Source organism: Mariniflexile sp. HMF6888, from assembly GCF_044335535.1.
Lineage (GTDB): Bacteria > Bacteroidota > Bacteroidia > Flavobacteriales > Flavobacteriaceae > Mariniflexile.
Genome location: NZ_JBIQVZ010000002.1, coordinates 755,550 through 780,656 on the forward strand (window position 1 = coordinate 755,550; position 25,107 = coordinate 780,656).

20 protein-coding genes are annotated in these 25,107 nt (G+C 35.6%); 10 read left to right on the forward strand and 10 right to left on the reverse strand.

Translation table 11 applies throughout. The features are described from left to right. Positions 1–117 precede the first annotated feature (117 nt). Both ACGLWY_RS08445 and ACGLWY_RS08450 read left to right on the forward strand, forming a co-directional pair. The gene (locus ACGLWY_RS08445; RefSeq protein ID WP_396619236.1) at positions 118–1,047 is read left to right on the forward strand and encodes a spondin domain-containing protein; all 930 of its coding nucleotides are present in this window, start codon (positions 118–120) and stop codon (positions 1,045–1,047) included. A gap of 79 nt (positions 1,048–1,126) precedes the next feature. Beyond that, positions 1,127–3,049, forward strand: coding sequence for a T9SS type A sorting domain-containing protein (locus ACGLWY_RS08450; RefSeq protein WP_396619237.1), 1,923 nt, complete (start codon positions 1,127–1,129; stop codon positions 3,047–3,049). Between the two features lie 391 nt (positions 3,050–3,440). Here the strand turns inward: ACGLWY_RS08450 and ACGLWY_RS08455 are convergent, their stop codons facing one another. Further along, positions 3,441–4,472, reverse strand: a complete 1,032-nt coding sequence (locus tag ACGLWY_RS08455) for a quinone-dependent dihydroorotate dehydrogenase (RefSeq protein WP_396619238.1) — start codon at positions 4,470–4,472, stop codon at positions 3,441–3,443. 169 nt (positions 4,473–4,641) lie between these two features. Between ACGLWY_RS08455 and pepT the strand changes: the two genes are divergently transcribed. Next, positions 4,642–5,883 (forward strand): peptidase T, encoded by a 1,242-nt coding sequence (pepT, locus tag ACGLWY_RS08460; protein WP_396619239.1) that lies wholly within the window; start codon positions 4,642–4,644, stop codon positions 5,881–5,883. A 521-nt stretch (positions 5,884–6,404) separates the two neighbouring features. Here pepT and glyA read toward each other — a convergent pair. Beyond that, positions 6,405–7,676 carry a serine hydroxymethyltransferase gene (gene glyA / locus ACGLWY_RS08465; protein WP_396619240.1) on the reverse strand — a complete coding sequence of 424 codons (1,272 nt, stop codon included), beginning with the start codon at positions 7,674–7,676 and terminating at the stop codon, positions 6,405–6,407. 200 nt (positions 7,677–7,876) lie between these two features. Here glyA and fahA point away from each other — a divergent pair, with 200 nt between their 5' ends. The 3 genes from fahA (at position 7,877) to ACGLWY_RS08480 (ending at position 12,603) form a co-directional block, all read left to right on the forward strand. Next, positions 7,877–9,160 (forward strand): fumarylacetoacetase, encoded by a 1,284-nt coding sequence (gene fahA, locus ACGLWY_RS08470; RefSeq protein ID WP_396619241.1) that lies wholly within the window; start codon positions 7,877–7,879, stop codon positions 9,158–9,160. 168 nt (positions 9,161–9,328) lie between these two features. Continuing rightward, positions 9,329–10,507: a hypothetical protein gene (locus tag ACGLWY_RS08475; RefSeq protein ID WP_396619242.1), complete on the forward strand. Its 1,179-nt coding sequence runs from the start codon at positions 9,329–9,331 to the stop codon at positions 10,505–10,507. A 443-nt stretch (positions 10,508–10,950) separates the two neighbouring features. Next, positions 10,951–12,603 carry a polysaccharide lyase family 7 protein gene (locus ACGLWY_RS08480; RefSeq protein ID WP_396619243.1) on the forward strand — a complete coding sequence of 551 codons (1,653 nt, stop codon included), beginning with the start codon at positions 10,951–10,953 and terminating at the stop codon, positions 12,601–12,603. A 513-nt stretch (positions 12,604–13,116) separates the two neighbouring features. On the opposite strand, the gene ACGLWY_RS08485 is transcribed toward ACGLWY_RS08480, so the two are convergent. The 6 genes from ACGLWY_RS08485 to ytxJ form a co-directional block, all read right to left on the reverse strand. Next, positions 13,117–13,353: a hypothetical protein gene (locus ACGLWY_RS08485; RefSeq protein WP_396619244.1), complete on the reverse strand. Its 237-nt coding sequence runs from the start codon at positions 13,351–13,353 to the stop codon at positions 13,117–13,119. Positions 13,354–14,163: 810 nt separating this feature from the next. Continuing rightward, the gene (locus ACGLWY_RS08490) at positions 14,164–15,849 is read right to left on the reverse strand and encodes a pseudouridine synthase (RefSeq protein WP_396619245.1); all 1,686 of its coding nucleotides are present in this window, start codon (positions 15,847–15,849) and stop codon (positions 14,164–14,166) included. Positions 15,850–15,901: 52 nt separating this feature from the next. After that, entirely contained in the window at positions 15,902–16,531 is a 630-nt protein-coding gene (locus ACGLWY_RS08495) for a metal-dependent hydrolase (protein WP_396619246.1), read from the reverse strand. Between the two features lie 48 nt (positions 16,532–16,579). Continuing rightward, a complete protein-coding gene (locus tag ACGLWY_RS08500) occupies positions 16,580–16,993 on the reverse strand; it encodes an SRPBCC family protein (RefSeq protein ID WP_396619247.1) in 414 nt (137 codons plus the stop codon). Positions 16,994–17,082: 89 nt separating this feature from the next. Further along, on the reverse strand, positions 17,083–17,493 hold the full coding sequence (locus ACGLWY_RS08505) for a gamma-glutamylcyclotransferase (RefSeq protein ID WP_396619248.1): 411 nt from the start codon (positions 17,491–17,493) through the stop codon (positions 17,083–17,085). Between the two features lie 40 nt (positions 17,494–17,533). After that, entirely contained in the window at positions 17,534–17,923 is a 390-nt protein-coding gene (gene ytxJ, locus ACGLWY_RS08510) for a bacillithiol system redox-active protein YtxJ (RefSeq protein ID WP_396619249.1), read from the reverse strand. Between the two features lie 192 nt (positions 17,924–18,115). Between ytxJ and clpB the strand changes: the two genes are divergently transcribed. From clpB to deoD, 4 genes are all read left to right on the forward strand, one after another. After that, entirely contained in the window at positions 18,116–20,731 is a 2,616-nt protein-coding gene (gene clpB / locus ACGLWY_RS08515) for an ATP-dependent chaperone ClpB (RefSeq protein ID WP_396619250.1), read from the forward strand. A gap of 308 nt (positions 20,732–21,039) precedes the next feature. After that, a complete protein-coding gene (gene deoC / locus ACGLWY_RS08520) occupies positions 21,040–21,786 on the forward strand; it encodes a deoxyribose-phosphate aldolase (RefSeq protein ID WP_396619251.1) in 747 nt (248 codons plus the stop codon). 328 nt (positions 21,787–22,114) lie between these two features. Continuing rightward, positions 22,115–22,783, forward strand: coding sequence for a deoxyribose-phosphate aldolase (gene deoC, locus ACGLWY_RS08525; protein ID WP_396619252.1), 669 nt, complete (start codon positions 22,115–22,117; stop codon positions 22,781–22,783). A 55-nt stretch (positions 22,784–22,838) separates the two neighbouring features. Further along, positions 22,839–23,537, forward strand: a complete 699-nt coding sequence (gene deoD / locus ACGLWY_RS08530; RefSeq protein ID WP_396619253.1) for a purine-nucleoside phosphorylase — start codon at positions 22,839–22,841, stop codon at positions 23,535–23,537. Here deoD and ACGLWY_RS08535 read toward each other — a convergent pair. Next, complete coding sequence (locus tag ACGLWY_RS08535; RefSeq protein ID WP_396619254.1) at positions 23,534–24,379, reverse strand: biotin-dependent carboxyltransferase family protein; 846 nt, start codon at positions 24,377–24,379, stop codon at positions 23,534–23,536. The genes deoD and ACGLWY_RS08535 overlap by 4 nt on opposite strands. Further along, positions 24,372–25,103, reverse strand: coding sequence for a 5-oxoprolinase subunit PxpB (gene pxpB / locus ACGLWY_RS08540; protein WP_396619255.1), 732 nt, complete (start codon positions 25,101–25,103; stop codon positions 24,372–24,374). The genes ACGLWY_RS08535 and pxpB overlap by 8 nt, the downstream gene beginning before the upstream one ends. Positions 25,104–25,107 lie beyond the last annotated feature (4 nt).

Below are 25,107 nucleotides of genomic sequence, written 5' to 3' on the forward strand. Positions count from 1 at the left end.
ACTTATGTGAACATTTTATTTCTCTATGTATTCTTTGTTGCACAGAGTCTCATTAGTGATTAGTGACTTTTTGTAAGCATTCACAAAACTAGTCGACTTAAAATTAAAAATAAGCAGATGAAAAACTATACTTTAACTTTATTTTTTGGACTGATATTTTCGATAAGTGGCTTTAGCCAAAGCACTGCAGATTACAGCATATCACTAACGACTATTTGGAATGCGACCGACCATACTTCGGTTCCTGAAGATGCGCATTGGTCGGAGCTTGTTGGTGCCACCCATAATACTGCTAACGCGTTTTTTGAATTAGTGGTTGTCTCACCCAACACCGATGGTATTAAAGATATGGCCGAATTAGGCAATAACACCAACTTTATGAGTGAAGTTAATACCGCCATTTCATCAAACAAAGCTGACCAATGGATAAATGCCGGTGATTTGGCTGGTGCTATTGGCACATTTACTATTGACAATTTACAAGTAAGCGAAAGCTTCCCTTTAATAACTTTGGTTTCCATGGTCGCTCCAAGTCCCGATTGGTTTATTGCCGTTAATAGCATTGACTTAAGGTCTGGAAACAATAGTGTCAACAATGGTTGGAAAGACAGTTTTACTTTGGATGTTTTTGCCTACGATGCGGGTACCGATGATGGTACCGATTATACTTCGGCAAACGCTGTGAGCAACCCACGTGTAGGTGTTTTTAAAATTACAGACGCTCCCATAAACGGTAATAAAATGGGCACTGTGATATTTACTTATAATGCTTCAGCATTAAGTACTGTTAGCAATCATCCTATTGAAAACATTAAAATATTCCCGAACCCTACAAAAGGACGTATTACGGTTTCCAATATTCAAAATATCCACTTAAAATCCATTCATCTTTATAATGTATTAGGATGTTTGGTAAAAGACATTCCAACAGGTAATAGCCTTTCAAAAATAGATCTAAATCTAACGAACTTAAGCAAAGGGCTTTATCTGTTAAAACTGAATTCTATGGATGGAAAAACCAAAACCAGCAAACTTATTGTCAAATAGTCGATAAATCTCACAGTTCAACGTTTTTATTGTTCTGAAATAGCGAATAGGAATACATTTGAAAAAATGTTTTCCCCAAATGCATGTTTTAAAACCTAAATTACCTACTTTTTTATTGTTTATACTGTTATCATTTGGCATTAATACCTTTGCCCAAAATGAAACAGTTTCATGCGGAACCATTACCACAAAAGAATCCACAGCATTTTATAACAGCATAAAACCGCAACTTAAAAACCATGAGCAGGCTTTTATGCAAAAGCGGTTGTCCAAAAGCGTATCACATACAAAACTCATGAATTCCATTCCTGTTAAAGCGCATGTGATTCGCAATTCCAACGGAACGGGAGGTATTAGTGAGGCAGATCTTAACACGGCTATTTCCAATTTAAATACCCTATATGCCGGCGCATTTATGGAATTCTTTTTATGTGATGGTATTAACTACATTAACGAAGACAGCCTTTGCCATTTAAAGAAAGGTGATGAAAAAAGCTTAATAGAGACCAATAATGTTACGGGGTTAATAAATATATACTTTGTAGATTATATAGAAAACGAATTGGATGAAAGCATCTGCGGTTATGCTGATAACGAAGGCAGAAACGATGTGATTGTTATGAAAAATAGTTGTGTCACCAACGATTCTACATTGGCACACGAAATGGGACATTTTTTCTCATTAATGCACACACATGGAACGGATGACACACAAACCACCGAATTGGTAGATGGCAGCAATTGCGATACCGATGGCGATGGTATTTGCGACACCCCTGCCGACCCTAAATTAACTAGTAAAAATGTTAATAATTTTTGCCAGTATATTGGAACCGAAACCGATGCTAACGGTAGCATATATACTCCAGACACAGGCAATATCATGTCTTATGCCATGAAAGGATGTCGTTCCCACTTTTCGCAACAACAGCTAGCACGTATGTATGCCTTTTATCTTACGGCTAAAAACTATTTGGCTTGCCCGTCGTTTAATGCCAATTTTACAGCAGATGTTAATCAAACTTGTGACGAATCGTTAACTGTGAATTTTGAAAGCGATTGCGAAAACATGACCACATGGGCATGGGATATGGACAGTGATGGCGTGATTGATTATACCATTCCAAACCCATCGCACACTTTTACAAGTGGGGTTTATGATGTCACGCTAACCGTTTCAAACAAATCCAGAACTATAAAAAAAACCTATTCGAAGTTTATAAAAGTCGGTAACGCTGAATCACTTTTTAATGAAGATTTTGAATCTTACAGTTTACAAAGCGATGTTAATTGGACCGTAAAAGACCGTACTGAGCATGGTTACAACTGGCTTTTAAATAAAGGGGAAACAACTTCAAGCGGCACAGGACCTACTTCGGTCAAAACAGCAAAAAATCCATCCAATACTTATATGTATGCCGAAGCTTCGGGTGCACAACCTGATGACATTGCCGAATTACTTTCACCGTGTATGACTGTCACAAATCCAAATTCGGAGCTGGAATTTTCATACCATATGTTTGGAAAAGGTATTGGCGAATTACATATAGATATTAAAACGGAAGATGGTTACATAAACGATGTCATTCCCGCACTTATTGGAAGCCAACAAAAATATCAAGATGATGCTTTTTTAATGAAGGATATTGATTTATCAGCTTATACAAACCAAACTATTAATGTGCGCTTTAGAGCTGTTAGAGGCACAAATTGGGATGGTGATATTGCAATTGACAATGTATTTATTAAAACCATTGACGTGCCCATGTCCGATGCTGTTGTTAAAGTATATCCAAACCCTGCTTCGGGTGACATACTGTATGTTAACGCTTCAAATATGGGAGAAACCCTCAGTTATAATCTTACCAATTTAACTGGAAACGTGGTATTAACCGGGAATTTAATCAATAATCAAATACATGTGGGTAATCTTAGTTCGGGTATGTATTTATTAACCATTAGAAGCAAAGGGGCTACAGTTACTAAAAAGATTATAAAATAAGATTTAGTAGCCTGTCAAGCTGAGCCTGTCGAAGCTATCGAAAGAAGTGCCAACAATGGACTTCGACAAGCTTCCATTGATGTGTTTTATAAGCATCTGTTTTACAGCTAATTAAATTTAAAAAAACTACGTCATCGCATTCGCTAGTTAAAAACTTTAACAAAGGTCTCAGTCTGATATGATCAATTAATGATTAGTGATTAACGATTAAAAATAGCCAGTAGCCATTAGTCAATGATTGATGATTTTTGGTTAACGATTCAACAATTAAACGATTCAACAATTAAACGAATAAACAATAACAGATAATCAATAATGTTGGTGATTAGGACTTCGACAGGCTCAGTCTGACACTGTAAACAGTATTAAATAATAAGAGACTGTTTAAGTTTTAGCCCTTTAGAATCGCTTTATTTATCGCTTTTACCAAACTAGGGCCTTCGTAAATAAACCCCGTGTAAATTTGCACTAAATCGGCACCCGCTGCTATTTTTTCTAAAGCGTCTTTGGCTGAATGGATTCCTCCAACCCCAATGATTGGGAAAGCTTTGTTGCTTTTATCGGCTAGATATTTAATCACCTGCGTGCTTTTATTTTTAATGGGCCGTCCACTTAATCCACCGTTTCCAATGGCTTCCAGTTGCTCATTTGAGGCTTTTAACCCCGTTCTGTCAGTGGATGTGTTACTAGCAATAACACCGTCTAAATTGGTGGTAGCAACCAAATCTATAATTTCATCCAATTGAATGTTGTTTAAGTCGGGAGCAATTTTTAAAAGAATGGGCTTTTGCTTATCAAAACTTTTATTTGCTTTTTGTACAGCTCCAATCAATTCTTCCAAATATTCTTTGTCGTTTAGTTTGGCATGACTTCCCACATTTGGGCAACTTACATTGAGTACAAAATAATCTACATACGGGTGCAGTGCCTTAAAACATTCTAGATAATCTTTGGTATAATCTTCTGGTTTGGTATGCGTGTTTTTTCCAATATTCCCACCAATAATCAGTTTGCCCTTGTTGGTTTTTAATTGGGCTATAGCCGCTTCAAGACCTTCGTTATTAAACCCCATTCGGTTAATAATGCCTTGGTCGTCTTTCAATCGGAACAAACGCTTTTTGGGGTTTCCAGCTTGTGCTTTGGGTGTAACGGTGCCTATTTCAATAAAACCAAATCCAAAATTTGCCAGTTCGTTATACAACACTGCATTTTTATCAAATCCTGCTGCTAACCCCACTGGGTTTTTAAAAGTAAGTCCGAATACGTTTCGTTCCAACCGTTTATCATTCACAACATATAAACTTCTAAAAACTGCAGCAAAACCTGGAATTTTAGAACTGAATTTTATTAATGAAAACGTAAAATGGTGAATCTTTTCAGGGTCGAACAAGAAAAATAACGGGCGAAGTAGTAATTTGTACATCTGTATTATTTATGCAAAAGTACTTCTAAATATTGTAAATAAAAAATCGGTCAATCCAAAAGCAAAAAAATTAATAATTGTACTTTTGAATCTCAAAAGGCTATTTGATTTTCACACTCAATTTCTAATTCTAAAATGTCTTACCTTAACACTTTAAAATTCATTTCAAATGATTTCAAAAGAACACATCATTAAGCGCTTTATAAGTTACGTTACTATCGATACCGAATCGGATCCTACATCAAACACCACGCCCAGCACTGCCAAACAATGGGATTTAGCCAACAAACTTGCCGAAGAACTAAAAACGATTGGCATGCAAGATGTTAGCATTGATGAAAACGCCTATATTATGGCTACATTACCTAGCAATGTATCGCATGCTGTACCTACTATTGGATTTATTTCACATTTTGATACGTCGCCCGATTTTACGGGTGCTAACGTAAACCCCCAAATTATTGAGGATTATAATGGGAAGGATATTGTTTTAAATGAAGCGGAAGATATTATACTTTCTCCCGATTATTTTGAAGATTTACTCCAATACAAAGGGCAAACCTTAATCACTACCGATGGCACAACCCTATTAGGTGCCGATGATAAAGCGGGCATTACCGAAATTGTATCGGCTATGGAATATTTAATCCACCACCCTGAAATTAAACACGGCACTATTAAAGTGGGGTTCACTCCCGATGAAGAAATAGGCAGAGGTGCCCATAAATTTGATGTTGAAAAATTCGGAGCTGATTGGGCATATACTATGGATGGGAGTCAAATAGGCGAACTGGAATACGAAAATTTTAATGCTGCCAGTGCTGTAGTAAAAGTGAAAGGTAAAATTGTACACCCTGGCTATGCCAAAGGTAAAATGGTAAATTCCATGTACATTGCCCAAGAGTTTATCAACTCGTTACCACGTCTTGAAACACCCGAGCATACCGATGGGTATCAAGGTTTTTTTCATTTATACGCTATAAAAGGCGACGTAGAAGAAACTGTTTTGGAATACATTATTCGCGACCACGATTTTGGACATTTTGAAGCGCGTAAAGCCGTCATGGACAAATTAACCAACGAGCTAAATGAGCAATACGGAAGGGAAGTTATTCGTGTTGAAATAAAAGACCAATACTACAATATGAGAGAAAAGATAGAACCTGTCATGCATATTGTAAGCATTGCCGAAGAAGCCATGAAACAACTCCATATTGAACCTATAATTAAACCCATTCGTGGCGGTACCGACGGCTCACAATTAAGTTATAAAGGCCTACCCTGCCCTAATATATTTGCTGGCGGACATAACTTTCATGGACGCTACGAATACGTACCTGTTGAAAGTATGGTAAAAGCGACCGAAGTTATTTGTAAAATTGCTGAATTAACGGCTTTAGAAAAATACTAAGACCATTTATATTTAAAACACTATTTGTCAGTTCGAGCGATGCCGATTTTTTTATTGGGATGGTATCGAGAACCTAACTCAAATCAGGCCAAGTTATAAAATAATTAGGGCTTTTTTTGCCATTCTTGACACACATTGACACAAATTGACACAAGTGCCCAAAAAAGTAGGGGGTTTTGTTTGAGTTTTGTTCGGCTGCATTTTTGTTAGATGGGATATAGAAGCCCAAGAGGAGGTTGTTATTATATAAACTTAAATAGAAATAAAACATATATAGATCGGAATTTGTGTCATTAAAGTAATGAAAAACATAAAAAACAATATCAAAAGCCTAGCTTCCGATTTTACTTGTGTTAGTTCGCTTCGCTCGTACCTTTTGAAAAATCCTCTCACATAACACAGCTTTTCAAGATATATGTAAACACCAAAAAACAAAAAATCCCGCATGTAGCAGGATTTTTAATCTTTATAGAGAGACCTCACAGGTTTTTAAAACCTGTGAGGTCTTATTTATTATGTGCTTACACAAACAAAGGTCTGCCAGCCATCATAGCATTTGCTTTCACTTTAACAGCTTCTATAACGGCTTCGTTTTCGTGGTTCGCAATAACTTCATCAATAAGTTCTACTATTTCCAGCATATCGGCTTCTTTTAAACCTCTAGTGGTAACCGCTGCGGTACCAACACGAATGCCCGATGTTACAAATGGCGAACGGGTATCAAAAGGCACCATGTTTTTGTTTACGGTAATATCGGCTTTTACCAAGGCTTGTTCTGCTTCTTTACCAGATACGTTTTTGTTACGTAAGTCTATAAGCATGCAGTGGTTATCGGTACCTCCAGAAATAATGTTGTATCCTTTTTCAACCAATGCTTTTGCCATAGTAGCAGCATTCGCTTTTACTTGTAATTGGTAATGTAAAAAATCATCCGTTAAAGCCTCACCAAAAGCAATGGCTTTAGCGGCAATAATATGCTCTAATGGGCCACCTTGATTTCCTGGGAATACCGCAGAATCCAATAATGACGACATTTTACGTAAACTACCGTCTTTTAATGTGATACCAAATGGGTTATCAAAATCTTGCCCCATCATAATCATCCCGCCTCTTGGACCTCTTAAGGTTTTATGGGTCGTAGTCGTTACAATATGGCAATGTGGCATCGGATCGTTTAAAATACCTTTGGCGATCAAACCCGCAGGATGTGAAATATCGGCCATTAAAATAGCTCCAACACTATCGGCAATGACTCTAAAACGTTTAAAATCGATGTCACGAGAATATGCAGACGCACCAGCAATGATTAATTTTGGTTGCTCTTTAGTTGCTATTTCCTGAATTTTATCATAGTTTAAAACACCTGTCTCCTGCTCTACACCATAAAATACAGGGTTATATAATTTACCGGAAAAGTTCACTGGAGAACCGTGTGTTAAATGACCTCCATGTGACAAATCGAATCCTAAAATTTTGTCTCCCGGCGTTAAACATGCATGGTAAACTGCAGTGTTTGCTTGACTTCCAGAGTGTGGTTGCACGTTAACGTATGCTGCATTAAACAAAGCTTTTGCTCTATCAATAGCTATTTGCTCTACTTCATCAACCACCTCACAGCCGCCATAGTAGCGTTTTCCTGGATAGCCTTCAGCATATTTATTGGTTAAAACAGAGCCTGCAGCTTCCATAACTTGGTCGCTAACAAAATTCTCTGACGCAATAAGTTCAATACCGTGTAGTTGGCGTTCTTTTTCAGCTTCAATAAGTTCAAAAATTTGTTCGTCGCGTTGCATAAAATTAATTTCTTGTTAAATATTCGGCAAAAGTAACAAATAGATTAGTTAAATACATCAAAAAACATATATTTACTTCTAAGTTTTTAACGGTTTTATTAACGGTTAAAAGAAATCCAATTTTTATGCGTTTTATTCTATTAAAATGAAAAAAATGTGTAGGTTTGAATTTAATTCCATAAATATTAAACTTTAAAGTTATGCCATTATCAGCTAACAATCCAGATAGAAAATCGTGGTTACACGTCGATAAAAATTCCGATTTTCCCATTCAGAACATTCCGTTTGGCGTGTTTTTAACCCGTGATGACATCATTACTATAGGAACCCGAATTGGAGACACCGCCATCGATTTGGGGGCGCTGCACCAATTAGGGTATTTTGAAGGCATTCCTTTAACCGATGATATTTTTCTTCAGGATACGTTGAATGATTTTATTGCCGACGGTCGTAAAACATGGCGTGCCGTTAGAAATCGCATTGCCGAAATTTTTGATAGCAACAACAAAACATTAAAAGATAACAAACGTCATAAAGAGATTGTCCTTTTTAGGTTGGATGAAATTGAAATGCAATTGCCTGTACAAATTGGCGACTATACCGATTTTTACTCCAGCTTAGAACATGCTACCAATGTAGGTTCTATGTTTAGAGATCCTGAAAATGCCCTATTGCCAAACTGGTTGCATATCCCAATTGCGTACCACGGCCGAAGTTCATCTATCATTCCTTCGGGAATTCCAGTTCACAGACCACAGGGGCAAACGCTTCCTAACGGTACCGATCAGCCTGTATTCGGACCAAGTAAATTGGTGGATTTTGAGCTTGAAATGGCGTTTATTACCACCGTTGCCAACGATTTAGGCGAACCAATTCCTATAGAAGAAGCCGAAGAATACATTTTTGGTTTGGTGTTACTTAACGATTGGAGTGCCCGCGATATTCAAAAATGGGAATACGTACCGCTAGGACCCTTTTTAGCAAAAAACTTCGCATCATCTATTTCACCTTGGATTGTAACACTCGATGCTCTAGAGCCTTATCGTGTTGAAGGTCCCAAGCCTATTAAACCACAGCTGGAATACCTGCAATACAAAGGCAAAAAGAGTTTTGATATTAATTTAGAAGTGGCTATTCGCCCAAATGGCGCTAAAGAAACAGTTGTTAGCAAAACTAATTTCAAATATATGTATTGGAATATGGCACAACAACTAGCTCACCATACTGTAAACGGATGCCCTGTAAATTCTGGTGATATGATGGGAAGTGGTACCATTTCTGGTCCTACGCCCGATTCTTATGGGTCGATGCTAGAACTATCTTGGAAAGGTGAAAAACCACTTAAAATGAAGGATGGTAGCGAGCGTAGTTTTATTAATGATAATGATACCGTAATCATGCGTGGTTTTTGTGAAAAAGATGGAACTCGTATTGGTTTTGGTGAAATGTCTACCAAATTACTGCCTGTTTTCAAAAGAAAATAAACGCGTTCTCAACATTTGAGGATTTAAGTTTTTATTATTTTTATAGTATATTTCTTATAAAACTATAATTATAAATCATTTTAACGGATTTATTAGCGTTTTATCTGTTATTTTAGTATTTTGGCACTTTTATTGGATGACCTCCCAAACAAACCAAATATAGAGACCATGATTAGAACATTACTTTCTACATTACTAATCGCTTGCATCCTATCATGCAGCACCAGTAAACAAATTGAAAAATCCTTAAGTACTGGAAACTACGACCAAGCTATTTACGATGCCATTGGCAAATTACGTACCAATAAGGACAAAAAAGGAAAAGCCGATTTTATTGCCATGCTTCAAGAGGCTTATAGTAAAGCCAACGAACGTGATTTAACTACCATTAACTTTCTGAAAAAGGATAACAATCCTGAGAACTACCTACGTATTTATGATATGTATGTGGGTTTAAACAAACGTCAGGAACTTATAAAACCGCTATTACCACTTGCTATTAATGGTAAAACAGTTAAATTTAATTTAACAGATTATTCCAGCGACATTATCAAGTTTAAAAACGAGGCATCTTTACAAATCTATAACAATGCGTCGGCACTTTTAAAATCCAATAACAAATTGGATGCAAGACAAGCATTCGGCATGTTTCAAGATATAGAAGACATGAACCCGAATTACAAAGACGTGCGTAACCTATTGGAAGTGTCGCATAATAAAGGCATTGATTTTGTATTGGTCGATATGGTTAACGACACCCGAAAAACTATACCAACACGACTGGAAGACGATTTATTAAACTTTAGCACCTACGGACTTAACAATTTATGGACCGTTTACCACAACAACCCCGTTGATAAAGTACATTACGATTATAACATGCGTGTTAATTTAAGAGATATTAACTTATCGCCCGAGCAAATTAAGGAACGCCAAATTATTAAAGAAAAGCAAGTTGTCGATGGCAAAAAAGATTTATTGGATAGCAATGGTAATAAAGTAAAAGACAGTCTTGGTAAAACCATACAGGTTGATAAAATGATAACCGTCCAATGTGAATACTACGAAAGTACCCAGTTTAAATCGGCACAAGTAACTGGAAACGTGGAATATATTGATGTAAAAAATAAGCAATTGGTCGATGCATTTCCTATTAGCAGCGAATTTGTGTTTCAACATATCTTTGCAACCTCTCGAGGAGACAGACGTGCTTTAGAAACCACATTGTTGCCTTTTTTAAATAACCACCGTGTGCCCTTCCCTAGTGAAGAACAAATGATTTATGATACCGGAGAAGATTTAAAAGCTCAACTCAAACAGATTATAAATTCTTATAATCCGAGATAATAAAAAAACTCCCAAATATTTTTGGGAGTTTTTTTATGCTCCAAATCAATTCAAAAGCTCCATCTTCAAAAAATTCCTAATTTCAAAATCTTAATTTTTATAAATACTATAAAAAGAAACTCTTTATTTTAAATATACAAACCAAACATCTTGAACAATAGATTCTCATCTCTTTTACTTTTTTAGTTCAATATCCTATGAAACATTACCTATTATACACAAGGCTTAATCGCTTTTAACAACTATTTACTTAGAATTAAATTCTAATAACCATATATGTTGTTTTTTGTGTCTTTACAAAAAAAAAATCTCTTTTTTTGCTTAATCAATATTTTTTTTAAACTATTTAATCTTTTTTGCTATATTTGTCAACCAGTTTGGTAAACCAGTTTGGTAAACCAACTGTACAAGATACTTAATTAACTAAACTAAAAAAGATGAAAATGAATTTAACACCATCAAAATTGTCCGGAAGTTATAGTACCATTCTTGGACTTAGATTAAGCCTCAAATTAGTTTTAACTATCTGTTTGATACAAAACATTTCAATTGTATTTGGCCAGACCTACAATGCACCTTATGAAATACCCAGATTTCAAGATTTTATAGGCGAATGTAAATTACAAGCGCCTACAAGTTCAACTGCTGCAACTCAAGCAGAGCTTATAGCTGGTTATACATCGAGCTGGTTTTATGTAGCCGATGGCGATAAAGTAGCATTTAATCAGTCTGGATCGAGCAACCGAACCGAACTTCGCGACGAAAGAAATTGGGATCTTACTCAGGGAGATCAGTCTCTTTTTGGAAGAATAGATGTTGTTCAGCAGACATGCGACCAAGTTACGTTGATGCAAATTCATGATGATGCCAATGCTGGTAATGGCCCAAACAAGCCTCTTTTACGCATTTATAAGCATCAAACAAAATCGCCAATAAACCATATTTGGGCAGCTATCAAGACTGACGCGGGCGGACAGAATACTACTCATGTTGATCTTGGAATTGATCCTGGAGGATATTTTGATTGTGAAATCAAACTTGTAAGCGGTAACATGATAATCAATTTCAATGGAGTTGAAAAAGCCAATATGGATGTTTCGTATTGGTCTTACCCAAGCTATTGGAAAGCGGGGGTGTATTTGCAAGATAATGGAGAAGCTACAGCTTATTTTGATGAACTTTATACTGGCACTCCTTCGGGGAACAATTCTCCCTCTGTAAGCATCACATCGCCTTCTAATGGCGTAAGTTTCAATGATGGAGAGAATGTTACCATTTCTGCCAGTGCCTCAGATAGCGATGGTTCTATCAGTCAGGTTGAGTTTTTTGTGAACGGCAACAGCATTGGTGTTGACTCCTCAAGCCCTTATTCAACTAACTGGACCATTGGAGTGGGTTCATTTAATATCACCGCAGTAGCCACAGACAATGAATCTGCATCAACCACGTCATCTACTGTAACCGTAACAGGCAATGGTGTGGGTACCGATCTATATGTTTCCAGCATTGTAACAGGCACACAAAATGCTGGCCAAGGCAAAAAGCATGGGTTGGCCACGGTTACAATATTAGACAATAATGGAGTTCCTGTAGCTAATGCTACAGTTACAGGTACATTTTCAGGTACTTTTAATGAAACAGTAACAGGCTCTACGGGAAGTAATGGAACTGTTGATTTAATTACTTCTGCAACCACCAAAGGTGGGGTATCTGTAGTTTTATGCGTAGATGATGTGACACATTCTACATTGGTGTACAATAGCTCCCTAAATGTGATTACCTGTACTGGATCTTCTGGAAAAATCACCCGGTCAACAAAATTAAAAAATTCACAAAACAATAAAATGGCTTTTGTAGTATATCCGAACCCTGCAACTACATCATTTACAGTTGGACTTACTTTAAATGAAAAAAGCAATTTTAGTGCTAGGGTAATTAGTGTGGATGGTAAAGTAGTAAGCACCATACAGCCGCAAATATTTAGTGAAGGCACCTATCAAGTTACGATCGATGTGTCGCATTTGAATAGAGGCATCTACTTTTTAGAAACCTCTTTGAATGGAGAAAAACTAACTAGGCAAATCGTTAAGAAATAATTGGATTGTTTTAATAACAATAAAAGGCTGTTAATTAGCAGCCTTTTATTGTTATTTCAAAAAAGTGTTGATATTTTACCGTGTATGTTAAATTAAAATATTGAATACCCTAATATCACTGACAATGTTTGATAATTAGAATTCTAATAAACATAATCCTTTAAAACATCTCTACTTGTTTGATATCCTAATTCCAAACTATATCTATCATCATATTTATACCCTAAACCAAATGCAAAATTAGTACTTGTTTTAATTTTTAAATCGGCGGCATTATCGTAATCAATGTTCGAATTTCTATTTGGCGCATCAAAAATATTTAAAGCATTTATGAAAATTTTAGAATTCTCGTTTAAGAAAAAATAATGTCTTATCCCAAAAGGTAATTCAATTGATTTGTAATCGACTTTAGCATTTTCTGTTATTGACCCTATCTTCTGCCTTAAAATATTGATATGTAGGTTCGAACATTACAGCCCATTTATTCTTGTTAATTGGCAAGATGAATTCTGCTTAAATACCAAATCTAAATACTGATTCATTGCTAAAATCTTTATTTTTATAATCATTAATCTTGTTCTCTATTGAAAGAGTTGAACTATTGAAGTCAAATCTAAAACTCAAATTAAATAAATCCCTTTTTTGCTTTTTTTCATAATTGATATATTCATCACCAACATATTTGTTATATTCAACAAAGAAATTAACCAACTTACTTTTTTTATAATCTAAGTATTTAATTTCGTTCATTTTAAAAACTGGGCATTTTAAATCATTCCACAATTGACTTTTAAATTCATTATTTTCTCCAATTTTATTATTCTCGGTTTAATAATATTTATGTATTACCTGATTAATATTACCGTCACTTAAATTGTAAAAGTATCTTACTAAATTTCCAGCTTCATATAGATATAAATTTGCTTTACCCTCAACTAAAACTCTTAAAAACAACAACTCTTCTTTGAAGATTGAGGTTCTGTCAAAACTTATTCTATTTAAATGTTCACTAGACCTATCAATATTTACAGAACTTCTTATGTATTTTGAAATATTGTCTATGCAAAACTCTTTAACGTAATTTATTGTCGCTTTTTTAGGTTCACTATTTTCTGATAATTTATACTCAAATTCAATTGGATTATTTTTCCAATCAACATTCTTGATTAGACAATCAATTTTTTGATTAACATTATTAATGCAATAGCCCTTTTCATAAGAAATTTGAGCATAGCAATTAAGACTTGAAGCTATTAAAAGAAATAAAAATTGTTTTTCATTATTATTTTAATTTGTTGATATTAAATTAGGAGTTTAAATAAAACAACATCGCTACATACACTAACATGGGTATTTGATTATGTCTATTCTCCAAATATGAGGATTTCTTGTAGTTCTTAATCGTTTTGCTGGCAAAAGCAAATTTTCTTACAACATAATAAAAAAATTTATACAAATATTTTAAACATATATAAGAAAATTATTGATTTTAGTGCTTCTCAATAAAATTCACATCGCATGTTTCACAAGTTCACTCGAAATGACAAAATTGAACCGTTACTAAAAAGGCGTCTTACATGTAATAGTAAAAACCTCTTTAGTAATAGGGTGCGTAAATGTAATACGTTCGGCATGTAAATGAAGTCGGTTGGCTTTAACACCATATAAATCGTCGCCCACAATAGGCATTTTTAATCCTTCGCTATGGGCGGCATGGACGCGTAACTGATGGGTACGCCCCGTAATGGGGTAAAAATAAATACGGGTTTTACCGTTTTCGGTAGCTATAACTTGATAGTTGGTGGTAGCAGGTTTGCCGTGGGCGTAGCATACCAATTGTTGTGGACGGTTATCCAAATCTACTCGGAGCGGTAGGTTTATAGTGCCTTCGGTATTGGGCAAAACGCCATCTAACAAAGCCACATAACGCTTTTTTACGCTGCGCTCAATAAACTGTTTTTGCAAATGCTTGTAAACCCGTTGACTTTTGGCTACCAACAACAACCCCGAAGTTGACATATCCAACCGGTGCACCAACAAAGGACCCGTGGCATGAGGCAGGTACTGTTGCATTCTGCTTAATACCGACTCACTAATATTTTTTCCGGGTACCGATAAAAACTCATGAGGTTTGTTTACCAGTAGCAAATGGGCGTCTTCGTAAACAATATCCAAGGCTTGATTAAAAATAATCTGGTCTTCAATGGGGTTATCATCAACCGCCAAACCTTGCATCATGTGGCCCAAAATGGGTTCGCATTTACTACGGCACGAGGGATAAAACTGTTGGTGTTTCCGTACTTCGGACTTTGGCGAGGCACCCCACCAAAACTCTGCCATGGCAATAGGTTGCAATTTGTTTTCATAAGCATATTGAAACAGTTTGGGTGCGGCACATTCTCCCGAACCTGCAGGTGGTATGGATGAATTGGTGTCTTTAAAAATGTCGAGTAAATCTTTAGTATCGCCGTTGGCATTTAAAAATTGATACTGCTTGTGGATACGTTTTTGCAACGATGCCGATAAGGTAGCCCGTTTGGCTTTCAACTCTTTAATGGGTTGCTTTAAGCTATTTAAATGTGACTCTGCTTTCTGTATGCGCTGTTCACCATCCTTTTTTACATGCTTTAACCGTATTTGATAACCAATACTTTGTTGGTTTAAAGTTTCTACAAATTCCTCATACACTTCGGGAGGCATGCTTTGCTTCCCCGCTTCACGTTGTTGATTTCTGTTTTGCTTTTCAGCTTTAATTTCTGCTTTAAACACTTTTAATGCTTCCGCAAAAGCGATTCTACTATTTAAAACGTTTGTTTGTGCCATTTTAAATGCTGGTGCTTGTTCTAAAATCTCAATCTGTGCATTGATGGCATTTAATTGTGCTTCGCCCTTTTTATAAAAACCCGCTTCGTTTAAGGTGTTGTAAACCGTAGGCACAAAACCTTTAAGATGGTTGCTATCTGCTAACTTCCCAGAAAACGCTGCCAAATACCCCAATATACCCTCCGCATTTTTCACCACCATAACTCCAAACATTTTGCCAATTATGAGTCCGCTTTGGTTGGGATCTAACCCAAAATTGTGTGTGAAATCGGTTTGGGTTTCTAAATAGTTTTGAAGTTGTCTTGCTGCCAAGACACTTAACGGATGTGGCTCGTAATAAAATGGAAAGGTGAATTTATTAGGTAAGCTAATGCCCAAATTATTTTCTAAAGGATGAAAAAATGACGTATCGAAATGAGACATAACTTAGTTAAAATGGCTGCAAAGAAACGAAATTATAATAAGTTAGATGATTCTATTTCTTTTCAATCCACCATGCCCATATAACAAATAGCCACATTAAATTTGCAGACCAAGCTACCGCGTTAATAGATGGTGGCGGTGGACCAAGAATATTCATAAAATGAATTAATAAAAAAAAGCCAATTAATGACCAAAATGCTATTTTACGTTCAGGTTTAATAGTTTTTAAATATAAATACCCTCCAAATAAAAAAAGTCCAGTTTCCAAAATAACCTCTATTACCGGTGAGTTCCATAACCCCAATCCTATCTTAACATCACTAAAAGGCGAAAGTTGTAAATCGGGTTTATGTGTAATAAAATCTAAAATCCAATGACTTAAAACCAGACCCCCTAACAATACTGAACCTTTTTTGTTTTTTGTGAAAGCATAATATAAACAGGCAAATATTAATGCCCAAACTACCGACATTAACAAACTATGTGAATACGGATAGGATGTAAAATTTAGCGGCGTTAAAGCCGTGTTGCCTGGTTCTATTTCAAAGGTTTCAATTCCCGCTATTACAAGTATAGGCCATAACAAATCCAAAAACTGAACGGCTACAAACATAATTGCAAGTGATGGTAATTTGTCTATTTTTTTTGCCCCAAAAGCTAATGCGTAATGACCTATAAACATATTTTACGAATCTTTAAATGATACTTATTATCTGAAAAATAACAATCATTAATTTTTCTCAACATAGACCTTAAAATTATTCAGAATAGCTTGCCAACCATTTTCTTGCATTTCCAAAGGATTTTGGTTTTCGGGATCAAAAACTTCAGTCACCGTAGTTGCATTTCCATGTTTTTCAAAAGTCACTAACACTTGTCTGCCATCTACCATAGCGTATGCTATTCTTTTTAGTTCAATAACTTCATCATAAACGCCTTCAAAATCAAAACTCATAGCCCCATCTTTCGACGCCATGGTAGCAGAGAATTTCCCACCTACCCTCAAATCATTCGTTGCTTTTGGGCAATGCCAATCATCTGAAGCAAAATTCCAATTAACAATATGCTCAGGTTTTGTCCAAAAATTCCAAACTTTCTGTAAATCTGTATTTACAACAATTTCTACAGTGATTTTATTCTTCATAATAAACTTCGCTTTAAAATTTAGCTTTAACGAAGTTAATTATTTGCTTTTAAAATGTCAAAAAAACATTTTTAGCCCCTGTTCTTTGTTCACCTGTCAAAATAATTCCCTGAAGTAATTTGCTTTAAGTTTTCTGTAGAATTATTATAGATATAAACCCATGTTTTTACAGGTTGGCTTGAATCAAGATAGGCATCAATCAATATCCGTTTGTATTCATTGCCATGCTCATCCGTATCGCCAATACCTTCATAATCATCTAAAACTTTAAAGGTTTTTTCGGCATTCAAAATTTTAAAAATATGTCCGTAAACTTTATCGTTTGGGTTATCACTCAAAACAGCACCCGGATACCATAAAATTTCATAAAGGTTCCCATTAAAATAACCAGAACCCACAAACTCGGAATGCTGTTCTAAAAATTTAGACATGTCGCTCTCAAAGTCTTTTAACAGTGTGCCGTAAACAAATAAATACTCCGATTCCATGAATGAACTCATCTTGACTTTTTGTTTTTAACCGAAAATGAGATAAAATTATTTAAATAAATGTGCTTAAATCTAAACTATTAATACCGCCATGACTATCGTGTGCCATCACTACACCGTTTTTAATAACCAAAAGTTGAGGCGATTCATGCATAACCTGAAATGCACTAGCTATGTTGTTTGAAATCTCACGGTAGCTCAATATATCCAAATAGTATAAATCGAGGTCATTTTCAGTTTCATTGTAATCGGCTTCAAACTGTTTTATTACCATTCTGCTAATACCACAACGGGTTGAATGTTTAAAAATAACTTGTGTTTTGGTTACCGATTTGTTTTCAATATCTTGTAATTGCCCTAATTCCGTTAAAGGAATCCACGGTAATACGTCTGTTTCTTTTTCTTCAGGTGAACTACTAAATAATTTGTTAAATAACCCCATATTTTGTACTTTAAGAACAATAAGTCGTAATCATTTTAAAATCTTACAAACTGACTAAATGTCGGTAAAACTCAGTTTCTAACCGACATTTTGTCTTTAAAATCGCACTGGTAAGATAATTGACTTATTCAGATTGTAAAAGTAGAATAATAAAAACAGATTCCTTCTTCGAGGGAATGAAAAAACACAAATATGAACTTAAATAATTATACAATAAAATCGCAAGAAGCCATACAGCAAGCACAACAAATTGCCCAAGGTTTTGGACATCAACAAATCGAAAATGAACACCTTTTTAAGGGTATTTTTGAAGTTGATGAAAACGTGCTACCATTCATTTTAAAAAAATTGAATGTAAACATCAACATTCTTGAACAGGCTTTAGACAAACAATTAGAAAGTTTTTCTAAAGTAACTGGTAGTGAGCTCATGCTTTCTCGCGAAGCAGGAAAAACACTTAATGAAGCCGCTATTATTGCTAAAAAAATGAAAGATGACTATGTTTCCGTAGAACATTTAATCATCGCTATTTTTAAATCGAACAGCAAAATAGCCCAAATGCTAAAAGACCAAGGTGTTACCGAAAAAGCCCTAACCGCCAGTATTGACGAACTAAGACAAGGTGAACGTGTAACATCCCAAAGTCAGGAAGAAACATACAACTCCCTAAATAAATATGCCAAAAATTTAAATCAATTTGCTAAAGATGGCAAGTTAGATCCTGTAATTGGTCGCGATGAAGAGATTAGAAGAATACTTCAAATCTTATCACGTAGAACCAAAAACAACCCCATTTTAGTAGGCGAACCCGGCACCGGTAAAACCGCCATTGCCGAAGGGTTGGCGCACCGAATTATTGATGGCGATATCCCCGAAAATCTAAAAGACAAACAAATTTTCGCCTTAGATATGGGCGCCTTAATTGCTGGTGCTAAGTACAAAGGTGAGTTTGAAGAACGCTTAAAAGCCGTTATCAAAGAAGTTACCAGTAGCAATGGTGACATCGTGCTTTTCATTGACGAAATACACACCCTTGTTGGTGCTGGTGGCGGACAAGGGGCCATGGATGCCGCCAATATTTTAAAACCCGCTTTAGCAAGAGGCGAATTACGTGCTATTGGAGCAACCACATTAGATGAGTATCAAAAACATTTTGAGAAAGACAAAGCCCTGGAGCGTCGTTTTCAAAGAGTCATGGTAGATGAACCAGATACCGAAAGCGCTATTTCGATACTTCGTGGTATTAAAGAAAAATATGAAACCCACCACAAAGTACGTATTAAAGATGAGGCCATCATTGGTGCGGTAGAACTATCACAACGCTACATTACCAATCGTTTCTTACCAGATAAAGCCATCGATTTAATGGATGAGGCCGCTTCTAAATTGCGTATGGAAATCAATTCCAAACCTGAAGAATTGGATGTTTTAGACAGAAAAGTGATGCAACTGGAAATTGAAATTGAAGCCATTAAAAGGGAAAAAGACGAAAACAAATTAAAAATACTGCGTTCAGATTTAGCAAATATTAAAGAACAACGCAACGAAATAAACGCCAAGTGGAAAAGTGAAAAAGAGGCGGTCGAAAACGTTCAAAACACCAAGCAAGCCATTGAAAATTTCAAACTAGAAGCAGAAAAGGCCGAACGTGAAGGTGATTATGGTAAAGTAGCGGAATTGCGTTATGGAAAAATAAAAGAAGCCCAAGAACAACTGGAAATACTTCAAACGGAATTACAGGCACAATCAGAACATTCCCTAATAAAAGAAGAAGTAACTTATGATGATATTGCTGAAGTAGTTGCAAAATGGACTGGTATTCCCGTTACCAAAATGCTGCAAAGCGAACGTGAAAAGTTATTGAAATTAGAAGACGAACTACACAAACGTGTGATTGGTCAAGAAGAAGCTATTCAGGCAGTGAGTGATGCGGTTCGCAGAAGTCGCGCCGGATTACAAAATCCTAAAAAACCCATAGGAACATTTCTGTTTTTAGGGACCACAGGAGTTGGTAAAACCGAATTAGCTAAAGCATTGGCAGAATACCTATTTGATGATGAAAACGCCATGACCCGTATAGATATGAGTGAATACCAAGAACGACATGCCGTAAGCAGACTGGTTGGCGCGCCTCCAGGATATGTAGGTTACGATGAAGGTGGACAATTAACAGAAGCCGTAAGACGTAAACCGTATTCCGTGGTGCTCTTAGATGAAATTGAAAAAGCACATCCCGACACCTTCAATATTCTATTGCAAGTACTGGATGAGGGCCATTTAACAGATAACAAAGGACGTGTTGCAGATTTTAAAAACACCATCATCATTATGACTTCCAACTTAGGAAGCCAAATCATACAAGAACGTTTTGAAGCGACAAGAGATATTGATTCCGCTATTGAAGCCGCTAAAATTGAGGTTTTAGGATTGTTAAAACAAAGTGTACGCCCTGAATTTTTAAACAGAATTGATGATATAATTATGTTTACTCCTTTAACCAAAGACAACATAACAGCTATCGTTAAACTACAATTAAAAAGCATTACAAAAATGATTGGACAACAAGGCATCACGTTTGATGCCACCCAAGAAGCTATTGAATATTTAGCCGATAAGGGGTACAATCCAGAATATGGCGCACGTCCTGTAAAACGCGTAATCCAAAAAGACGTTTTAAACGCTTTAAGCAAAGAGATTTTAGCAGGTAAAGTAACAACAGACAGTATTATATTATTAGATGCTTTTAATGATAAATTAGTATTTAGAAACCAAAGTGATTTGGTAACCGAAAAAAATCAAAACAAATAATATCATTTAAGCTTTGAAATTACTGTAACAAAACAATTTAAAAACAGTCTTATAATTGGTTGGTTAGCAAAAGCAACATGATTCTTTTTGTGGGATGATTGTTGCTTTTCGTTTTTCATCTTCATTTAACAAACTTTAACATATCGGTTTTATAATATTTTGATTTTAAACCAGTTAATAAGTTAGTTAATAAAAAACAGTTTTGAAATCGATAAACAGTAACTTAATGTCGGTGAAATTACGTAATTTAGCGATATTGTAAGTCCCAAAACATTACAAAAATTAAACCCTAAAACCTACTTATAGCCATGGATATACCTCAATATATCGACTATTCATTATTAAAAGCAACATCCTCCGAACGTGATGTTATAAACCTTTGCCACGAAGCTAAACTGAATAATTTTTACGCAATTTGCATCAACACCACTTACGTGGCATTAGCAAAACAACTTCTAGAAAACACAGATATAAAAGTATCTGCTGTTGTCGGTTTTCCTCTGGGAGCCATGTCTACTGCCGCTAAGGTTTTTGAAGCAAAAAAAGCGATTGAAGATGGTGCCGATGAAATTGAAATGGTTATGAATTTAGGATATCTTAAAAGCAAAAATTACGTGTCAGTTTTAAAAGATATTGTCGATGTAAAAATAGCCATAAAAAACACGCCTTTAAAGTTGATTTTAGAGATTTCCGAATTAAACAAAAACGAAATTATCAAAGCTTGCAATATTTGCTTAGACGCTAAGGTAGATGTTATTAAAACCTCCAGTGGCTTTTCAAAAGGTGGCGCTACGTTAACCGCTACAAAAATTATCAAAAAGACCATAAAGGATCGAGCCCAAATAATGGTTTCTGGTGGCATAGATGACTTTGATACAGCTATTAAATACCTAGAAGCTGGTGCCGATAGAATTGAAACCTCAATCAATATCAACAATATAAAAACACCCAACAACTCGCTTCAAAATAGAAACGTAAAAGTCTATAGAAAATATTTAGAAGCTGCCCAAAAAGAAAGTATTCTGGAGACCAATGCAATAAGCTACAATGGGTAATTGTTAAAAGCCCAAAATACACACAACAGTCCTTCACATAAGACAGCCCTTCGCATAAACTTGATATAGGCAGTTTGATTGTAAATTCAAAACAATCAAACTGTCTATTTATATAATCCCCAATGGTCAACCACCTCGGGGTAAGCCCACGAGACATTCATAGGAAGAACATTAAAATTCGAGGCAAACTTCGGAGCATTCAAATCTCGATTATCGAGTTAATCCAAAGAATTGTTAATACCTTTGGCATACAACTATACCAATAAGTTTAAAACATGACATTTAACATATTTGGATAGGTCGATATGCCTTAAATTTGAACTACATTATGAAACACTTAAGTAGTTATATAGATCACACTCTTTTAAAAGCAACAGCCACAAAAAGCGCTATTATACAACTTTGTAACGAAGCAAAGCAATATCAATTCCATGCTGTCTGTGTCAATTCCTGTTATGTAACATTGGCAAAAGACCAACTAAAAAACAGCGAAGTAAGTGTGTGTTGTGTTATTGGATTTCCTTTAGGCGCTATGAGTACCCAAGCCAAAGTGGCCGAAACAAAACAAGCTTTAAAGGATGGTGCAGATGAAATTGATATGGTCCTGAACATTGGTTTACTAAAAAGTAAAGATTTTGATGCCGTTTGGAAAGATATCGAAGCAGTAAAAAAATGCCTGCCACATCAGATTTTAAAAGTCATTTTAGAAACATGCTACCTTGAAGACCTCGAAATAATTAAAGCTAGCGAATTGGCTATACAAAGTGGTGCCGATTTTTTAAAAACCTCAACTGGTTTTGGAACTGGAGGCGCCACTTTTCATAGCGTAAACCTTATGAAAAGTGTCGCCAATGGAAAAGCAAAAATTAAAGCCTCCGGAGGCATAAAAGATTATCAAACAGCATTAAAATATATTAATTTAGGTGTTGAACGCATAGGAACCTCATCTGGAATTGCCATAGTTACAGGAGAAACTTCAACAGAAAACAACTATTAAACAATGATCTCAAATTAAGTACATTTCCAACTTTTTAACTTTTTAACTTAAACTAATGAGCATACATATAGAAGCTAAAAAAGGCGATATTGCAGAAACCATCTTATTGCCAGGAGATCCATTACGAGCTAAATGGATTGCGGAAACGTTTTTTGAAAACCCTATTTGCTTCAACCAAATACGAGGCATGTTAGGATACACAGGAACTTACAACAACAAACGCATATCGGTTATGGGAACGGGTATGGGCATACCTTCTATCTCAATTTATGCTCACGAACTTATAACCGAATATGATGTAAAAAACTTAATTCGTGTGGGTAGCGCAGGTTCGTACCAAAGCCATATAAAGATTAGAGATATTGTATTGGCTATGGCGGCATCATCAAACTCGGGTGTGAATGAAATTCGATTTAGTGGTGCAGACTACGCCCCTACTGCCAATTTTGAACTCTTTCAAAAAACTGTTGAAGTTGCAAAATCTAAAAACATTGCTATTAAAGCTGGCAATGTTTTTACATCAGACGAATTTTATGCAGATGATTTTGAATCCTATAAAAAATGGTCCAAGTTTGGAGTACTTTGTGTTGAAATGGAGACCGCTGGCCTATATACGGTAGCAGCAAAACATCATGTCAATGCTTTGAGTATTTTAACAATTTCAGATTCTTTGGTAACTGGTGAACGAATTACTTCCAAAGAACGGGAAACCTCTTTTAAGGACATGATTGAAATAGCTCTGGAGCTTGCCTAGACCCATTTAAAATGTATGACGCTTCCAGTAAACTTTTGAGCCAAAACATTAATAGCCGATTCTTTAAGCTGAAGCACCCTGGGATAACCGCCTGTTGTTTGACAATCACGCATTAAAATAATCAGTTTCCCAGAAGGTGTTAATTGAACCGTTCCAGGCAGTACCGCAGATGTTATAATGGGCTCTAGATTATTTTCTAAAGGTTCTGAAAGCTGATACGCCATACGGTTATTATCTTTTGAAATGGTAAATTCATTTTGAAGCAAAAATGCCTGCTGATTGTTAGATAAAAAATCAAATTCAGGACCTTTATAAACAGCTATATTTTTAGTTGTAAAATGTTCATTTTTTACTTTAATTAATGCGTTTTTAGAGCTTGTAAACAAATTACTTATAAAAATTTCAAGTTCATCATTTTTAGAAAGTTTAAATCGCTCGGTAATACCTTCATACATACTTCTGCTGTCCATTATTTTTTCGGTTTTAAAACCACCCAAAACAGCTAAATAGCTACGAAATCCTCTATTCAATTTACCAAAAGACAACACGTCTCCTGCATTTACTTTTATAATTTTATTAAGATGGATAGGGCTATCGTTCAGTTTAGGCGACATATCTGCGCCCGAAATACAAATACATGTCTCATTGTTAAATTGAAGTGTAGCACCCGCCATGCTCATTTCAATAACCGCTGCACTTTCCTCGTTACCTAAAACATGATTGGCTAATGCTGCCGAATACGCATCCATAACCCCCGAATATGGCACACCATACTGTTGAAACCCCATCCGTCCTAAGTCTTGAATGCTCGAATACAGCCCTGGGCTTAACACTTTAATCATACCATACCTCACTTTCCAATTGGTACACACCATCTTCTACTAAAGCCTTAATAGCTTTGTATTCATTTAAAGAAATGGGTTCAAAAACAATCTTGTCGCCTGCTTTTGCAAAACAGGGTTGCTTTAATTTCGGATTAAAAAAATCGAGAGGCGAATTACCAATAACATTCCAACCTCCAGGACTCACAGTTGGGTAAACGCCGGTTTGGTTACCTCCAATAGCTACTGCACCTTTTTCAATTTGCAATCTTGGGGTTGATTTTCTGGGAATGTAAAGCGACTCATCCAAACCTCCTAAATATAAAAATCCGGGTAAAAAACCAATAAAATAAACAGTATAAACAGCTTCGGAATGTTGCTTGATAATGGTTTCTTTTGACAGCTTTTTTTCCAAAGAAATCGCCTCTAAATCAATCGCAAAAACGACATCATAACACACAGGGATTTTCCATAAAACTGACACACTGTCATTGTGTGATTTTAACGATTTATATAAGTTTTCAAGATAATTTACCTCATTTTTTAAATTCCTACAAACAGAATCATAAATGATTAATAACGAGTTATATGTGAGTTTTAATTCAACAATAGGTTTAATACTATTTTTTTCTATTTCTGTTTTAAACGCAATAATATCTTTTAGGATTGTTTCATCAATAACCGCTGGCCATTCCACCAAAATAGAACGCTCACCAAACGGTTTATATGTAAGATTGGAAGCCATTAAA